Source organism: Pedobacter rhodius, from assembly GCF_027213645.1.
Classification (GTDB): Bacteria; Bacteroidota; Bacteroidia; order Sphingobacteriales; family Sphingobacteriaceae; genus Pedobacter; species Pedobacter rhodius.
In genome coordinates this window covers 523422-540262 of sequence record NZ_JAPWGL010000002.1, presented here as the reverse complement: position 1 = coordinate 540262, position 16841 = coordinate 523422, and the positions used below count along the sequence as shown (strand labels likewise).

Sequence of the window (16841 nt, the reverse complement as noted above, 5' to 3'; positions counted from 1 at the left end):
ATTACCAACTATGTCATTGTTATAAATATATTATTGAAATTCCAAACCAAACATTCACTAACTAACTTAAAAATATATAGTTGTTTTATCGGTGTAATTTGTAATTTCTTATGGCCTAACTAGCTTTTAAAGAATTTACTATATCAGATTACATTTGTTAATTACAGCTCAAATTCAACAGCAATGTCAATTAATTTTATCAAACGAATTTTGCAGTATAAATAAAATTTATACCTGTTAAAATGATTACGTCGTATTGTTTACCTGATTAAGTTTTAATCTGTAAAATATTATGACATGTGTAAACACCTAAATTTAAAATTCAGCTGCCTGATAAACCAGATCGCTTATTTTATAAATCAATCAAATTTATTCACAACTAAATTCATGTAAATGAAAAAACAATTACTTTTAATTTTTATCTTGAGTTTTATTACGCTTAGCAGCGTTTTTGCTCAAAACAGAACAATTACAGGTAAGGTAACCAGTGCCGATGACGGACAAGGTTTACCCGGCGTATCTGTAAGTATTGTAGGTAGTCAGGGAGGTGTATCAACTTCAAATGACGGGTCTTTTAAAATTAATGTACCTGCATCAGCAAAGGCTTTACAATTTTCAATTATCGGTTTTACAACCAGAACAGTAAATCTGACAACTTCTACTATTGTTAGTGTATCGTTAGAAAGCGAAGCCAGGAATTTACAGGACGTTGTCATTAATGTGGCATACGGTACCGCAAAAAAAGGTGCAATTACGGGTTCTGTTTCTAATTTAAGCGCTGCAGATCTGGAAAAAAGAACGGTTACGAATATTACTGCTGCTCTTCAAGGTTCTGCGCCTGGTATAAGTGTTGCCGCTTCGAATGGTCAGCCAGGTAGTTCTGCAGGCATCAGAATTCGTGGTTTTGGATCTTTTTCAGCTTCGAATACACCACTTTATGTATTAGACGGGTCTGTTTATGATGGAAGCATTGGTGATATCAACCAGAATGATATTGAAAGTATTTCTGTTCTAAAAGATGCATCATCTTCTGCATTATATGGTGCGAGAGGTGCTAATGGTGTTGTATTAATTACAACAAAACGTGGTAAAATGGGCGAGCCTAAAATTGGCGCAACTGTTGTTCAGGGTTTTTCTGAGCGGGGTGTACCTGAATATGAGCGTGTAAATGCGTTCGAATATTATCCTTTGGTATGGCAAGGCATTAAAAATAACTTAATGTACACAGCCACTCCGGCTTCTACCGAATCTGCGGCTTCTACAAAGGCATCTGCTGATGTATTCACAAACTTAGTTTACAATCCATTTAATGTTCCAGGAAATCAAATTGTTGGAACAGATGGTAAAATTAATCCGAATGCCTCATTATTATATGATGATTTTGACTGGTATAAAGCAATGGCCAGAACAGGTAAAAGAACAGATGCAAATTTAAACTTATCTGGTCGGAATGATAAAACTGATTACTTCGTATCGATGGGATACTTAAAAGATCAGGGTTTTAACATTAAATCGGATTATCAAAGATTTAATGCCAGGGTTAATGTAAATTCTCAGGTTAAATCATGGTTAAAAACAGGTTTAAACGTATCCGGTTCATTTACAACTGCCAATACCGCTAATGATGCCGCTACGGGTAGTGGTGCTAGTTTTATCAATGCCTTCAGTTTTGCAAGAGGTATCGGTCCGATTTATCCGGTTCATGCTTTTGATGCTTCAGGTAATCCGATAATGAATAGCTTAACGGGTGCTCAATGGTATGATTATGGTCTTCACCCAGGTGCAGTATCTCGTCCTTCAGGAGCTTCTCCAGGCCGACATGTTGTTTATGAAACCTTATTGAATGAGTACTTAAACAGAAGAAACCAGGTTAGTGCCAGATCATATGTTGAAGTTAGGTTTTTAAAGGATTTTACTTTTGTACCAACATTCAGTGTTGATTTAAGAAACAGTAACACGAACACTTATCAAAATCCAACGGTAGGTGACGGTCAGACACAAAAAGGTTACAAGTCGCAAAGTACGAACACAATTTTATCTTATACATTTAATCAGGTATTAAATTATAATAAAACTTTTGGAAATCATACTTTCTCCGGCTTAGTGGCCCATGAAAACTATGATTATAACTACCGTACATTCAATGCAAGCAGAACAGGCTTAATATTAGAAGGAAATACAGAATTTGCTAATTTTGTTAACTCTAATAGTTCAGGTGGCCAGGCAGATAACGATCGAATTGAATCTTATTTCTCTAAATTCGCCTATAATTACAAAGAAAAATATTTTTTGGATGCATCGATAAGACGTGATGCTTCATCTAGATTCTCTGCTCAATCACGATGGGGAACTTTCTTTTCTGTAGGTGGCGGTTGGGCAATCAATAAAGACTTTTTTCAAAACGTTTCCTGGTTAGATGATTTAAGACTAAAAGCCTCATATGGACAAGTGGGTAATAATGCAATATTAAGTGATGGTAGTAACGTTTATTATGCAGACAGGGCGTTTTATGATTTAGGTTTTAGTAATGGAACCGAACCAGGCGCACTTCTAACTTCAGTTGCAAATCCAACTTTAAAATGGGAATCTCAAAATACATTTAATACTGGCGTAAGCTTTTCTTTATTCAAGAAAAGACTATATGGAGAAGTAGAATATTTTAAAAAGAATGTTAATAATTTATTATTCAGCGTTCCACAACCACTTTCTGATCCGGTTACATCAATTAACAAGAATATTGGTTCGATGTATAATGCTGGTGTGGAGATTATGCTTGGTGCTGATGTTGTAAGGACAAAAGATTTTACCTGGAATTTATTAACCAACTGGACTTTCCTTAAAAACAAAGTAACTAAATTACCGGCTGAAACACCAACAATTGTTAGCGGAACTAAAAGACGGGAGGTTGGATATGATTATTACCAATTCTGGTTAAGACAATATGCCGGTGTAGATCCGACAGATGGTGCGGCACTATATATTCCGGATTATACGACAACTATTTTGCCAGCGAATAAAAGAACTGTTAATGGTGTAGAATATGTTACCACTCAATCAAATGCTTTGTTTGACCGTTCCGGTAGTGCAATTCCTGATTTAATGGGCTCTTTCACCAATACCTTCAGTTACAAAAATTTATCATTATCCGTTTTGGTTAATTACCAAATTGGTGGCAAATTTTATGATAGTGTATACGCAGGTTTAATGACAACTTCTGCTTATGGTGCTGCCCTGCACAAAGATTTATTACAAGCATGGACTCAAACTAATACATCGAGTAATATTCCGAGAGCAGATTTTGGTAACTCAACAAATATTAGTGCTGCTTCTACCAGATGGTTAATAGATGCGTCTTATTTAGCAATCCGTAATGTTAACCTTTCTTACAGCTTACCGAAGGCCTGGCTTAGGAAAGTCGATTTAAGTAATGCAAGGTTATTTGTAACGGGGGAAAACTTACATTTATTCTCGAGAAGAAAAGGTTTAAACCCGTCAGAGTCATTCGATGGTACAAACTCGAACCTTTATCCGCAAGCAAGAATTCTTAGCGTTGGTTTAAATGCTTCATTTTAATTTTAATACTAATATCAAAAAGATATGAAAAAAATAATTTATTCAGTGGTTTTAGCCTTTTTATTTTTAGGTGAAACTGGTTGTAAAAAAGAATATCTTCAAACAACACCAACAGATAAAGTTGATAATACCTCTATATTTTCAACAGCTGCAAACGCAAGTGTTGCCTTAAATGGTATCTATCGTTATATGTTTGAAAGAACAACTACAACATCAAGTAATGCACAGGGTAAACCGGGCGTAGCCGGTATCCTTTTAGGGATTGATTTCATGGGTGAGGATGTACATCAGGCAAATGCAACCTGGTTTACTTCAACCGGCGAAGGTACCTATGTTGCTGCCCGTACGGATAATGCAGCAAGTAACCTTTATTATTATCGCACATTCTTCAGAATGATTGGTAATGCAAACTACATTATTGATAATATTGATGCTGCAGAGGGTACCGTTACCGAAAAAGCCAGGGTTAAAGCCGAAGCTTTAACTTTAAGAGCTTATGCATATTCTTATTTAGTTCAGTTTTATGGTACCCGTTATAACGCAGCTGCAAAACCAAATACACAGTTAGCCGTTCCACTACCATTAAAATCTACTGATACCAAAATGCCAAGGGTAAGTGTAGAAGCTGTTTATACAGCTATTGTTGCTGATCTAGATGCTGCAATTGCGTTAAACGCAACTGTAGTTCCAAATAAAACACATGCCGGCGTTTGGGTATCGAAGGGATTAAGAGCAAGAGTTGCTTTAACGATGCAAGATTATCCAAATGCTATCAAATATGCCAAAGAGGTAATTGATGGTAACCAATTTCCATTAATGAGTCAGGCTGATTATCAAACCGGCTTTAACAACCTGGGCTTATCAGAATACATGTGGGGTGCTAATCCAACTACTGAACAAGGTGATACATTTGGTTCATTTTATGCTCAAATTGCCTATAATGCAAATACCACTTATCAAAGGGGTACACCTAAAATGATAAACCAGGCACTGTATAACCTTATTGGTGCTAACGACGTAAGAAAGAAAATGTGGGAGCCTGCACCAACCGCGGCAAATTTCCCATTACCTACAACAGCCTTTGTTAGAAGGGCGTATATGAGTAGAAAGTTCTCTGTTAAAGCCGTAGGCGACCCATCTTTAGGGGATGTGCCATGGATGAGAAGTGCAGAAATGCATTTGATTTTGGCTGAAGCTTATGCAAGAAGCGGACAAGATGCATTAGCGCAAACTGCACTATTTGCATTGGTATCTAAACGGGATTTAACAGCGGCAAAATCAGCCAATACCGGTACAGCTTTAATTGATGAGATTATGGTTAATCGCAGAGTTGAGTTGTGGGGAGAAGGCTTCAGATACCTTGATTTAAAACGTTTAAATCTCGGCTTAGACAGAACAGCTGTTCCTAACTTTGTTGCGACTTCAGTAAACAATGTAATGGTAATACCAGCGGGAGATCCTAGATTCTTATTTTTGATCCCTCGCGATGAAATTAATGCTAACCCTAATATTGGTCCACAAAACCCATAAAAACAGCATGTCTTTTCAATAAAAAAGGTTCTCAGTGTAAAAGCTGAGAACCTTTTTTTATGGGGCTAATCTTGTTTTAATCCAGCTGCCTTTTACCAATTCAAAATTTATTCTGTCGTGCAACCGGCTTCTTCTCCCTTGCCAGAATTCTATTCGTGTTGGTTTAACTATATAACCACCCCAATGTGCAGGCTTAGCAATGGTTTTACCTTCACTTTTTGATTTCAGTTCTTCAAACTTTTCTTCTAAGAAAGTCCTGTTTGGTATTACCTGGCTTTGAGGTGAGGCTACCGCACCAATCTGGCTTGCCACCGGGCGGGTTAAAAAATAGGCCTCTGAAGTCTCTTTATCTAATTTTTCTACGGTACCCTCAATTCTTACTTGTCGTTCTAAATCCGGCCAGAAGAAAACCAGCGCCGCGTAAGGATTTCTTTTCAATTCTTTACCTTTAGCACTTAAATAATTGGTAAAAAATCTAAATCCATCTTCATCTACGCCTTTTAATAAAACAATTCTTGCATCAGGTTTCCCCGATTTATCAGCAGTAGCTAAGGTCATTACGTTGGGCTCATAAACCTGTGCGTTAACGGCATGATCAAACCATTTTTTAAATTGAACAATCGGGTTATTGTCTACATCAGCTTCATCTAATGTGGCGCTTTTATAATCCTGGCGCAGGTTTTGTAGAAATTCATTTGTAACTTGCATAAAACAAAAATAGGCATCTTTTATGATGCTGCAAATGATTATCATCATGCTTAATAATATTAAACCGAAAACTGGCCGTTTACTGATCTCCGAACCTTTTATGGCTGACCCTAATTTTAAACGGTCTGTCGTTTTATTAACCGAACATGGCGAAGATGGAACAGTAGGTTATATTTTGAATCAGTTGGGTAATTTACTTTTAAAAGATGTGGTTCAGGATTTATGGGCGGCAGATAATCTAATCTACTTTGGCGGTCCGGTCGCTTCAGATACACTGCATTTCATTCATCGTGCTTATGATAAATTACTAAGCGGTGAAGAAATGGGTAATGGTATTTATTGGGGTGGCAATTTCGAAACGCTTAAAATCCTTATCAATACAAATGCTATTGATGAAAGTGAAATAAAGTTTTTTATGGGTTATTCTGGCTGGGGTAGCGGACAACTGGATAATGAAATTAAAGAAAATGCCTGGATGGTAAGCGATGTCTCTAATCCTGATTTGATTTTTGGAAATGATGATGAAAAACTATGGAGAGATGTTATCGTAAACTTGGGTCCGAAGTATGCACATGTAAGTAATTTTCCGATAGACCCAAGTTTAAATTAAGTCGGAAAGTCAGAGGTTGGGTGTTAGAAGGTATTGAACCTGACCTCTGATCTCGGACTAAAAACTATCTGCGCTTTCCTCGACTTTTCTTCTCAACTCATCTTTGTAAGCCTGCATTTTTACGGTTAAAGATTCATCTGCAGTAGCTAAAATCTGAGCAGCCAGCAAGCCGGCATTTTTGGCGGCATTTAGTGCCACCGTTGCAACGGGAATACCGTTTGGCATTTGTAATATGGATAAAATGCTATCCCAGCCATCGATAGAATTTGACGATTTGACAGGAACGCCAATAACAGGTAATGTCGTAATTGATGCAACCATTCCCGGTAAATGCGCAGCACCACCGGCGCCGGCAATAATTACTTTTAAACCTCTGCCTTGAGCCTCTTTCGCGTAGTTAAACATTCGTTCCGGCGTTCTGTGTGCAGACACCACCGTGATTTCATAGTTAATTCCAAACGCTTTTAATACATCAGCAGCATCCTGCATAACAGGCAAATCAGATTTGCTACCCATGATTATTCCTACACTTGCACTCATGCTAATTTGTTTTATAATTTAAATCTTTGTTCTTTTTCCTTGCTATTTATTCCTTTAAGCAATTACTTTTAATGTTTTTTGTACGTATCTGGCTTTTTCAATTGCCTTTTCCCGGTCGATATCCACTATAGTTACATGACCCATTTTACGGAAAGGTTTGGTATATTTTTTACCGTAAAGATGCACAAATACACCGTCTATGGCTAAAATTTTTTCTAAGTTTTCATATTTGGCAACGCCATCAGAACCTTTTTCGCCGAGCAGATTTATCATTACAGCGTTGGTAATACTGGTGGTATCGCCTAAAGGCAAATTGTAAATCGAACGTAAATGTTGTTCGAACTGGGAAACGTAATTACCTTCAATGGTTTGATGACCGCTGTTATGCGGACGTGGTGCAACTTCGTTTACAAGCAATTCCCCATCTTTACAAACAAACATTTCAACAGCTAAAATACCCGTGATGTTCATTGCTGATGCTATATTTTTTGCTATGTTTTCTGCCTTTTGTTGCAAATTTTCTGCATAGGTAGATGGCGAAATCAGAAACTCAACCAGGTTTGCCTCCGGATTAAATTCCATTTCTACCATTGGAAAGGTCTTCATGTCACCGTTTGAATTACGGGCAACAATTACAGCCACTTCTTTCTCAAAATCAACTAATTTTTCGATAATGCAAGGGGCGTCAAAAGCTTTATCTAAATCAGCAATGCTATTAATTTTCATGACGCCTTTGCCATCATATCCGTCTTTGCGTAACTTCAATATATATGGAAACGGGATATGACTATTTTCCATGTCTTCTTTAGTGTTCACAATTTGGAAGGGCGATGTAGGAATATCATTTTCTTTGAAAAACTGTTTCTGAACACCCTTATCCTGAATTAAACGAATCACTCTTGATTGCGGAAAAACCTGCTTACCTTCTTTTTCAAGCTGTTCAAGGGCATCAATATTTACTTTTTCAATTTCGATGGTAATGATATCTGCTTTCTTTCCGAAGTTATAAACGGTATCAAAATCGGTTATCGAACCATTTTCGAAGTAATTTGCAATGTGTTTACAAGGTGCATCAGGGTCGGGGTCTAAAACTAATGAGGTGACGTTGTAATTAATTGCCTGTTGAATGAGCATCCTGCCCAATTGTCCGCCACCTAAAATACCTAATTTTAATTCGCTAATCTGTTTTGCCATGCGCTTGAAAATAATGCTATTTTTGCACAAAAGTAACCATAATAAATTTTATTGATGAATGCTGATGCAATAATTATTGGGGCAGGTGCCTGTGGATTGATGTGTGCGGTGCAGGCGGGCTACCTGGGTAAGAAAGTAATTGTGCTCGAAAAGAATGAAAAACCCGGTGCCAAGATTTTGATTTCTGGCGGCGGCCGCTGTAACTATACCAACCAATTCGCATCAGCGGAGCAATTTATCTCTGCAAATCCACATTTCATTAAATCTTCTTTTACACAGTGGACGGTTGACGATACCATCAATTTTTTTGAAACCTATGGCATTCATGGTAAGGAAAAAACTTTAGGGCAATTGTTTCCTGATGCTAAAAATGCTAGGGATGTGGTGCAGGTTTTCACTTCGATTTGTGAAGATTTTGGTCAGGAAATCAGGTGCAATGCCGATGTTAAAGACATCGAAATTACAGCTGATGGTTTCAAAGTTACTTATGAAAAGAATGGTAAAAAGATTGTGCTAACCGCTGAAAAGCTGGTTATTGCAACTGGCGGATTGCCTATTCCAAAAATGGGTGCTACTGATTTTGCATTGCGTTTTGCCCGTAAACATAATTTAAAAATCGTAGAAACAGCCCCTGCTCTGGTTCCTTTAACCATTACGGGAAAGGATGAAGAATGGTTTGCACAACTATCAGGAAACTCAGTTTTTTGTGAAGTAAGTAATGATAAAATTTCTTTTGAAGAACATATTTTGTTTACCCATTGGGGCTTAAGCGGACCTGCAGTTTTACAGATATCTTCCTTTTGGCGAAAGGGAAAAGAGATTAACCTGAATTTGTTGCCCAACCACAATATCGTTTCCCTTTTAGAAGAGGAACGTAAAATCAGCGGAAAAACACTTTTATCAACTTTTTTGAATCGTTTCTACACCAGGAAATTTACCGATGCGTTAGGAAAATTTTTGCCCTTAAGTAAAACCGTGGCCTCTTTAACGAATACGGAAATTGGATTAATTGAACAAACCATTCACAATTTTAAGGTTAAACCGGCAGGTGATAAAGGTTACGATAAGGCCGAAGTAATGCGTGGCGGAATTGATACCAATGAAATTTCTTCTAAAACGTTAGAATGCAGGAAAATTCCAAACCTGTTTTTCGGCGGAGAATGTTTAGATGTTACAGGCTGGTTGGGTGGTTATAATTTCCAATGGGCCTGGGCCAGTGGTTTTGTAATTGCGCAGCATATTTAATAAACAGCTCGCATCCGATAGATCGGATGACGACTTTATGATCACAAATAAACATCCGGCATAATTTCCCAGGCCCAGGGTTTTTTAAATGTTTTAAAAGTTCTTAATTGGGAAAAATACAGCACTTCACTTGTTGTTCGATTTGCGACGGCTCTGCTATGCAAATTACCTGTAGTTGTAAATAGTTCGCGGGTTTTAAAATCATAAACCCTTTCGGTCATATCACCTGTATTTTGATTGAAATACAAATTTATGGCACTGGTTAAAAACCAGTCTTTGTTTTCAAATTTGAAAGTATAACCCAATTCCCAGCGCCATTCGGCACCGCCCTGAAACCGTAGATATAATTGCTGATCTTTAATCGAAATCTGGTTAAGCGGGTCGCCAATTTTACCGCCTTCCCTCGCACGTAAAATGAAATCATTATTTTGAATTGATAAACGATAATTTCCGGACGAATTCTCCCTGAAAAATATGGCCAGAATACGGGGTTTTTGAGTTTCTTTAATAATGGCTGAATTATTATCACCATAAGTTCTCGTTTCGTCTGTAATTTTATCAGACTCAAAAATGATTGCTAAATCATCAGAACCATCATTGTTTAAATCTCCGTTTGCTTTTTCCAATATTGTCCAACCCTCAGGGGTAAGTTGCTCAATTGAAACACCTTGCGTTTTTATTTTTGGAAACAAGAATGTTTTTTGAGCAAATGTGATCTGCGTAATAAGCATCAGTAAAAAGAAATGGAAAACTTTCATTCGGGTAGAAGAGGTGTTGATGTCTTTTTAGAACGTTTTGATTAGGCTTTTAGTTTACGTCCAATTTATTACATGTTTATAATTTAATGACACCCAAAATACATCACCAAAAACTATTTGTGTATATATTCGTATATAAAATTAAAAACGATGATAAACACAATCCTAATCCTATTAAACTTTTTAGTGTCGACACCACCAAAAAATGTTTACGATTTCAGCTTCAAAACCATTGATGGTAAAGAAGTTAAACTTTCAAAATTTAAAGGGAAAAAAATCCTGATTGTTAACACCGCTTCAAAATGTGGTTTCACACCCCAATACGAAGATTTAGAAAAACTTCAAAAGCAGTATGGTAAAAAAGTTGTATTAATTGGCTTTCCGGCAGGTAATTTTGGCGGACAGGAATTTTCTACGAATGCTGAAATCAAAGAATTTTGCACCGGAAAATACAATGTTTCATTTTTATTAGCAGAGAAGAGCAGCGTAAAAGGTGATGATATCAGCCCTTTATTTAAGTATCTTACTACGCAAACGAACACAGAAGAGCAGGGTGACATTAAATGGAACTTTGAAAAATTCCTGATTAATGAAAAAGGGGAGTTAGTTCACCGTTTTCGTTCAAAAACAAAACCTACTGACGAAGCAATTGTAAAGAACCTGTAAGAAAATGTATAATGTAATATGGATGATGGATACGTACTTTCCATCATCCATATTACATTTCCATTTACGAGGGTTTTCTGCCACTTAAACTAAGAAACCACCACCGAGTAAATCATTGCCTTCGTAAAAAACAGCAGATTGTCCGGGTGCGATAGCAGAAACATTGTGGTCAAATACCACACGCATTTTATCTTTTTCCTGAACAATTGTACTTAACATGCCCGCATCTTTATAACGGATTTTGGTAATTACGTCGTTCATTGGTTCTTCAATACTTGCATATTTAACAAGGTTTACATTACGAACCATTGCTTCTCTGCGTTCCAACTCATCGGCTTTTCCTAAAACAACAGTATTGCTTTCCGGTAAAATCTGCGTAACAAACATCGGTTCACCAAAAGCGACACCTAATCCTTTACGCTGACCGATGGTGTAAAAAGGATAACCTTTGTGCTGACCAACCACCATTCCATTGCTTAAAATGAAATTACCGCCGGCAACCCTGTCTTCTAAATCTTCAACTTTATGTTTTAAGAACGCACGGTAATCATTATCCGGAACGAAACAGATTTCATAACTCTCAGATTTTTTAGCCAGTTCTTCCTGCCCCATATCAAGAGCCATTTGCCTGATTTCAGATTTTGCAAAACTACCCAAGGGAAATTTTGTACGGGAAAGGTTTTCCTGGGAAACACCCCACAGCACGTAAGATTGATCTTTATTTTCGTCTTTACCTTTTGAGATTACATAACGGCCGCTGTCTTGCTGGCGGATATTTGCATAATGCCCGGTAGCAATAAACTCGCAGTCCAATTTATTGGCCCGTTTTAATAAAGCTTCCCATTTAATGTGGGTATTGCACAAAACGCAGGGATTTGGTGTTCTGCCGGCCAAATATTCGTCAACGAAGTTATCGATTACATAATCGCCAAATTCATCACGGATATCTAAAATATAATGCGGAAAACCATAGTTTACGGCGAGTGTACGGGCATCATTAATGCTATCCAACGAGCAGCAACCCGTTTCTTTGCTGCTTCCGCCCGAAGAGGCATAGTCCCAGGTTTTCATCGTCAAACCGATAACTTCATAACCCTGCTCATGCAACATTACTGCTGCTACTGAACTGTCAACCCCGCCACTCATGGCTACCAGAATTCTACCGTGTTTACTCATTTTAAAACTATTGGTTGCAAAAATAAGATTTATTTACCTCATATTTTTCAAAGCCCGTCAGTCACTTGTAAAAAGCCATTTGTATTTTTTATGTGGGTTAAACGATTTAGTTTTATAATTTAATAGATTTATTTTTAAATTGATACCATCTGAATTCTGAAAAATAAGTTAAATTTTAAATTGATATGATTAAAAAACTTATCCTGTCTTGTCTCCTGTTCGCTGCCTTTACCGTATCTGCACAGCAGAATTTAGTGCAGTACGTTAAACCGATTATTGGTACATCGAAAATGGGGCATACTTATCCCGGCGCAACCGTGCCTTTTGGTGCAGTGCAGTTAAGCCCTGAAACCGATACTTTATCTTACGAAGTAAACGGTAAATACAATGGCGATGTTTATAAATACTGTGCAGGCTATAAATATGAAGATAAAACGATAACAGGTTTTAGCCATACCCATTTCAGTGGTACAGGTCACTCAGATTTAGGTGATTTTTTGATCATGCCAACTCAAGGTAAGTTACAAATGAACCCTGGTACCGCTGCCGATCCTAAATCAGGCTATCGTTCTGCTTATACGCATGCTAATGAAGTTGCAGAGGCTGGTTATTACAAAGTAAAATTAGATGATGATAATATTCTTGCTGAACTTACAGCTACAAACCGGGTAGGTATGCATCGGTATACTTTTCCGAAGTCCGATCAATCGCATCTGATTTTAGATTTAATGGCCGGAATTTACAACTATGAAGAAAAAACGGTTTGGACATATGTTCGGGTGGTTAATGATACTTTGGTTACCGGCTATCGCCAGACGAACGGGTGGGCGAGGACGAGAACAGTTTACTTTGCCATGAGTTTTTCAAAGCCTTTTAAAAGTTACGGGCGTAAAAGCTACGATCCGAAGCAAGCTTACCGTGGTTTCTGGGGTAAGTTTAATCAGGATAAAAACTTCCCCGAAATTGCCGGAAAGAAAATAAAAATGTTCTTCGATTTTGACACGCAGGAAGGTGAACAGGTAAAAATCAAATTTGCCTTATCGCCGGTGAGCCAGGAAAATGCTCTGCAAAACATGCGTGCAGAAATTTCAGGCTGGGATTTTGATAAAGTTAAGGCACAGGCACAATCTACCTGGAATAAGGAGCTGAATAAGATTCAGGTAACGACCTCAAATAATAATAAAATCAATTTTTATACGGCCCTTTACCATGCTTTTATTAATCCGACAACTTATACAGATGTAAATGGCGAATATAAAGGCTTAGATCAGGGCGTTCACAAAGCTGATGGTTTTACCAATTACACAACTTTTTCCCTTTGGGATACTTATAGAGCCCTGCATCCTTTTTTTAATATCATGCAGCCGGGCCGAAGTAATGATATGGTGAAATCGATGATGGCACATTATGATCAAAGCAGTTTACATATGTTACCAATCTGGTCGCACTATGCAAATGATAATTGGTGCATGAGTGGTTACCACAGCGTTTCAGTAATTGCTGATGCGATTGTAAAAGGTACTTATAATGGTGATCCAAATAAAGCTTTAGATGCCTGTGTTACTACCGCAAAACACCGCGATTATGAAGGCATAGGTTATTATATGGATTTAGGCTACATACCAGCTGAAAGAAGTGGGGTTTCGGTTTCCAATACTTTGGAATATGCTTACGATGACTGGGCCATCGCACAACTGGCAAAAAAGCTGAATCGTACAGCTATCTACAACGAGTTTATTAAACGCTCCGGCAACTGGAGAAATAACTATGACGCGGCTTCAGGTTTTATGCGCCCAAAACTGGCTGACGGAACCTTTAAAAAAGCTTTTGACCCGAAAGATACTGAAGGACAAGGTTTTATTGAAGGCAATAGCTGGAACTATAGTTTTTTTGTACCTCATGATCCGTCGGCGATGGTCGAAGTTATGGGTGGCAAGAAAAAATTCGCTGCTCGGTTAGATTCCTTATTCAGCATGCACTTGCCAGATGAATTCTTTGCCCATACGGAAGACATTACCCGCGAAGGCATTATCGGCGGTTATGTTCATGGTAACGAACCTGCGCACCACGTCGCTTATTTATACAACTGGACAGATAATGCTTATAAAGGTCAGGCACAAATCCGTCATATTTTAAACATGCAATACAAGCCAACAGCCGACGGTTTAGGCGGTAACGATGATTGCGGACAAATGAGTGCCTGGTATATGTTTTCATCGTTGGGCTTTTATCCGGTGTCGCCTGGTTCTGATGATTATTCTTTGGGAAGCCCGTTGATTAGCAACGCTGTTTTAAACTTAGAGAATGGAAAAACATTTACCATTGAAGCGATTAAACAAAGTGATAGAAATGTTTATGTTGAGAAAGTGCTGCTTAATGGAAAGGAAATTAGCAATCATCAGATCAAACATAGCGACATTATCAACGGCGGAAAGCTAACTTTTTACATGTCGGCGAAACCGAAAAAATAATTTAATATAAGTTGGCTCCGCTTTTTATTTTCAAGAATGGGTTGATTATATTTCAAAAGTTTATTAAATGGTGATGCCAGGTAAAAGGATGCAAAAACCCCTTATACCTGTTCACCTCAAACCGTCATGCTTGCGCCTGCCTTCCACAGGCAGGCAGGCGGGGATCATAATGCTTTAGATAGATTGTTGTGTTTCGCTTGGGTACAGTCTTGATCAGGCAGGTCGCCGGTAAGTTGAAAGTTTGTTCAAAGCTTTAACGTTTTTCCTTCCATCATTTCCTATGCCGGATAGCAGGGTGCAAAAACTTATTTTCTATAACTCCTTCAAATCGTCGTTCTCGCGCCTGCGGGAATCTTATCAATCATATAAAATAGGCTTCAATATTCCTACAGATTTCAATTCTAATATCGTATTTAATTTGCTATTTTACATAAATGAAAATCCTGATAGTTGAAGACGAACTGTCCTTACTGGACAGTATGCTGACTTACTTTACCGAAGTTGGTAATATTTGCGAATCGGCATCAACATATCTGGCTGCATCGGAAAAAATAAATCTTTATAGTTACGATTGTATCCTGCTTGATTTAGGCTTACCCGATGGGGAAGGCTTAAATTTGCTGAAGGAACTAAAAAAACTAAAAAAAAATGATGGTGTGTTAATTATTTCAGCAAGGCATTCATTGGATGATAAGCTTTCGGGACTTGATTTAGGTGCAGATGATTATTTGGTTAAGCCTTTTCATTTATCAGAATTAAAAGCCAGGGTAGCGGCTATTGTAAGGAGAAAGAAGTTCGATGGTAATAATGTTATCACCTTTAATGAAATCAGTGTAGACATTACTAAAATGGAAACTTCTGTTAAAGGGCAAATTATAACCCTAACCAAAAAAGAATATGATTTGCTTATTTATTTCCTTTCGAATAAGGGGAAAGTCGTAACCAAAAATGCAATTGCGGAGCACCTTTGGGGCGATGAAATGGATATATCTGACGATTTCGATTTTATTTACACGCACATCAAAAATCTTCGTAAAAAAATCATTGAGGCTGGTGCAAGCGATTACCTGCAATCTGTTTATGGTATTGGTTATAAGTTTGGTAACGTATGAAATTAGCAGACAGATACAATCGTGTTAACTTAATTACGGCGCTGATCGTATTGTTAATTACAGGTATTATTTATTATGTGGTTATTCACTTTATTTTTACGGAAAAACTGGATAGAGATTTAACAGTAGAAGAAGATGAAATAAAACAATATGTTGCTACCTATCAAAAACTACCGCTGCCTGCAAGTTTTCTTGACCAGCAAGTTCAATATAAATTATTAAACAGGGATGATAAAGAAAGCAGGTTTTTTAAAAATACCACTTATTATAATTCAAAGGAGAAAGAATCAGAACCTGGAAGGAGTTTAATTACAACATTAGTTCAGGGAAATAATTTATATGAAGTTACCATAACCAAATCAAGGTTGGAGGCAGATGATTTAGTTCAAATCATATTATTAATTACACTCGGTGTTACTTGTTTGCTTTTGCTGAGTTTAATTTTGATAAACCGCTTTGTTTTAAAACGGTTATGGATGCCATTCTATGCTATTTTAGAACAAATGAAGGCTTTCAATCTGGTTAAAATGAGTGAAATAAAGCTGAATTCTACAGATGTTGATGAATTTAAAGAACTCAATACATCTGCAGTTCAGATGGCTTTGCGTGTAAGGCAGGATTACAAAGAGCTTAAGAATTTTACTGATAATGCCTCGCACGAAATGATGACACCTTTGGCGGTAATAAACTCTAAGCTCGATACACTATTGCAAGCAGGACCGATTACGGAACGACAAGGTGTTTTAATGGAAGATATTTACAATGCCATTAATCGCTTAACAAAACTTAACCAATCGTTATTGCTATTAACAAAAATTGAAAATAATTTAATTTCAGATGTTCAGCTTGTAGATTTTAGGGAAGTAATTACAGAAAAATGCAGACAATTCCAGGAAATTTTAAAGAAAGAAAATCTTAGTTTAAATATCAATTTAAAACCTTGTGAAATAGAGATGAGCCGTTATCTGGCCGATATTTTATTAAATAATTTACTCGGAAACGCAGTTAAATACAATCATACTAAAGGTTTTATAACTATAAATCTGGATAATGATTTTATAGAAATAATCAATTCAGGAAAGAATTTTTCGTTAACAGATCAGCATTTCGACAGATTTTTTAAATCTGCGTCTTCAGAGGGTATGGGCCTGGGGCTTGCAATAATTAAACAAATTTGTACCCTTTATAATTTTTCAGTTACCTATTCTTTCTTTCAGGAAAATCATTGTTTTAAAGTTTTATTCAAAAATTAATTCAG

General features: G+C 37.2%; 13 protein-coding genes. 8 read left to right on the top strand and 5 right to left on the bottom strand.

Annotated features, from left to right (window positions below; all coding sequences use genetic code 11):
• Positions 1-393: 393 nt before the first annotated feature.
• Positions 394-3573 (top strand): SusC/RagA family TonB-linked outer membrane protein, encoded by a 3180-nt coding sequence (locus O0931_RS07750; RefSeq protein ID WP_269414994.1) that lies wholly within the window; start codon positions 394-396, stop codon positions 3571-3573.
• A 24-nt stretch (positions 3574-3597) separates the two neighbouring features.
• On the top strand, positions 3598-5103 hold the full coding sequence (locus O0931_RS07745; RefSeq protein WP_269414993.1) for a RagB/SusD family nutrient uptake outer membrane protein: 1506 nt from the start codon (positions 3598-3600) through the stop codon (positions 5101-5103).
• 57 nt (positions 5104-5160) lie between these two features.
• Here O0931_RS07745 and pdxH read toward each other — a convergent pair whose 3' ends face one another.
• Positions 5161-5811, bottom strand: a complete 651-nt coding sequence (gene pdxH / locus O0931_RS07740; RefSeq protein ID WP_269415435.1) for a pyridoxamine 5'-phosphate oxidase — start codon at positions 5809-5811, stop codon at positions 5161-5163.
• 46 nt (positions 5812-5857) lie between these two features.
• Here pdxH and O0931_RS07735 point away from each other — a divergent pair, with 46 nt between their 5' ends.
• The gene (locus tag O0931_RS07735; RefSeq protein WP_269414992.1) at positions 5858-6421 is read left to right on the top strand and encodes a YqgE/AlgH family protein; all 564 of its coding nucleotides are present in this window, start codon (positions 5858-5860) and stop codon (positions 6419-6421) included.
• A 57-nt stretch (positions 6422-6478) separates the two neighbouring features.
• Here O0931_RS07735 and purE read toward each other — a convergent pair whose 3' ends face one another.
• Both purE and O0931_RS07725 read right to left on the bottom strand, forming a co-directional pair.
• Complete coding sequence (purE, locus tag O0931_RS07730) at positions 6479-6961, bottom strand: 5-(carboxyamino)imidazole ribonucleotide mutase (RefSeq protein WP_269414991.1); 483 nt, start codon at positions 6959-6961, stop codon at positions 6479-6481.
• A gap of 54 nt (positions 6962-7015) precedes the next feature.
• Positions 7016-8155 (bottom strand): 5-(carboxyamino)imidazole ribonucleotide synthase, encoded by a 1140-nt coding sequence (locus O0931_RS07725; protein WP_269414990.1) that lies wholly within the window; start codon positions 8153-8155, stop codon positions 7016-7018.
• Positions 8156-8209: 54 nt separating this feature from the next.
• Between O0931_RS07725 and O0931_RS07720 the strand changes: the two genes are divergently transcribed.
• The gene (locus O0931_RS07720; RefSeq protein WP_269414989.1) at positions 8210-9400 is read left to right on the top strand and encodes a BaiN/RdsA family NAD(P)/FAD-dependent oxidoreductase; all 1191 of its coding nucleotides are present in this window, start codon (positions 8210-8212) and stop codon (positions 9398-9400) included.
• A gap of 41 nt (positions 9401-9441) precedes the next feature.
• On the opposite strand, the gene O0931_RS07715 is transcribed toward O0931_RS07720, so the two are convergent.
• Positions 9442-10158 (bottom strand): hypothetical protein, encoded by a 717-nt coding sequence (locus O0931_RS07715; protein WP_269414988.1) that lies wholly within the window; start codon positions 10156-10158, stop codon positions 9442-9444.
• Between the two features lie 150 nt (positions 10159-10308).
• Here O0931_RS07715 and O0931_RS07710 point away from each other — a divergent pair, with 150 nt between their 5' ends.
• On the top strand, positions 10309-10824 hold the full coding sequence (locus O0931_RS07710; RefSeq protein WP_269414987.1) for a glutathione peroxidase: 516 nt from the start codon (positions 10309-10311) through the stop codon (positions 10822-10824).
• A gap of 84 nt (positions 10825-10908) precedes the next feature.
• Here the strand turns inward: O0931_RS07710 and mnmA are convergent, their stop codons facing one another.
• Entirely contained in the window at positions 10909-12000 is a 1092-nt protein-coding gene (gene mnmA / locus O0931_RS07705; RefSeq protein WP_269414986.1) for a tRNA 2-thiouridine(34) synthase MnmA, read from the bottom strand.
• Positions 12001-12185: 185 nt separating this feature from the next.
• Here mnmA and O0931_RS07700 point away from each other — a divergent pair, with 185 nt between their 5' ends.
• From O0931_RS07700 to O0931_RS07690, 3 genes are all read left to right on the top strand, one after another.
• Complete coding sequence (locus O0931_RS07700) at positions 12186-14471, top strand: GH92 family glycosyl hydrolase (protein ID WP_269414985.1); 2286 nt, start codon at positions 12186-12188, stop codon at positions 14469-14471.
• Between the two features lie 434 nt (positions 14472-14905).
• On the top strand, positions 14906-15583 hold the full coding sequence (locus O0931_RS07695) for a response regulator transcription factor (RefSeq protein WP_269414984.1): 678 nt from the start codon (positions 14906-14908) through the stop codon (positions 15581-15583).
• A complete protein-coding gene (locus O0931_RS07690; RefSeq protein ID WP_269414983.1) occupies positions 15580-16836 on the top strand; it encodes a sensor histidine kinase in 1257 nt (418 codons plus the stop codon). The genes O0931_RS07695 and O0931_RS07690 overlap by 4 nt, the downstream gene beginning before the upstream one ends.
• Positions 16837-16841 lie beyond the last annotated feature (5 nt).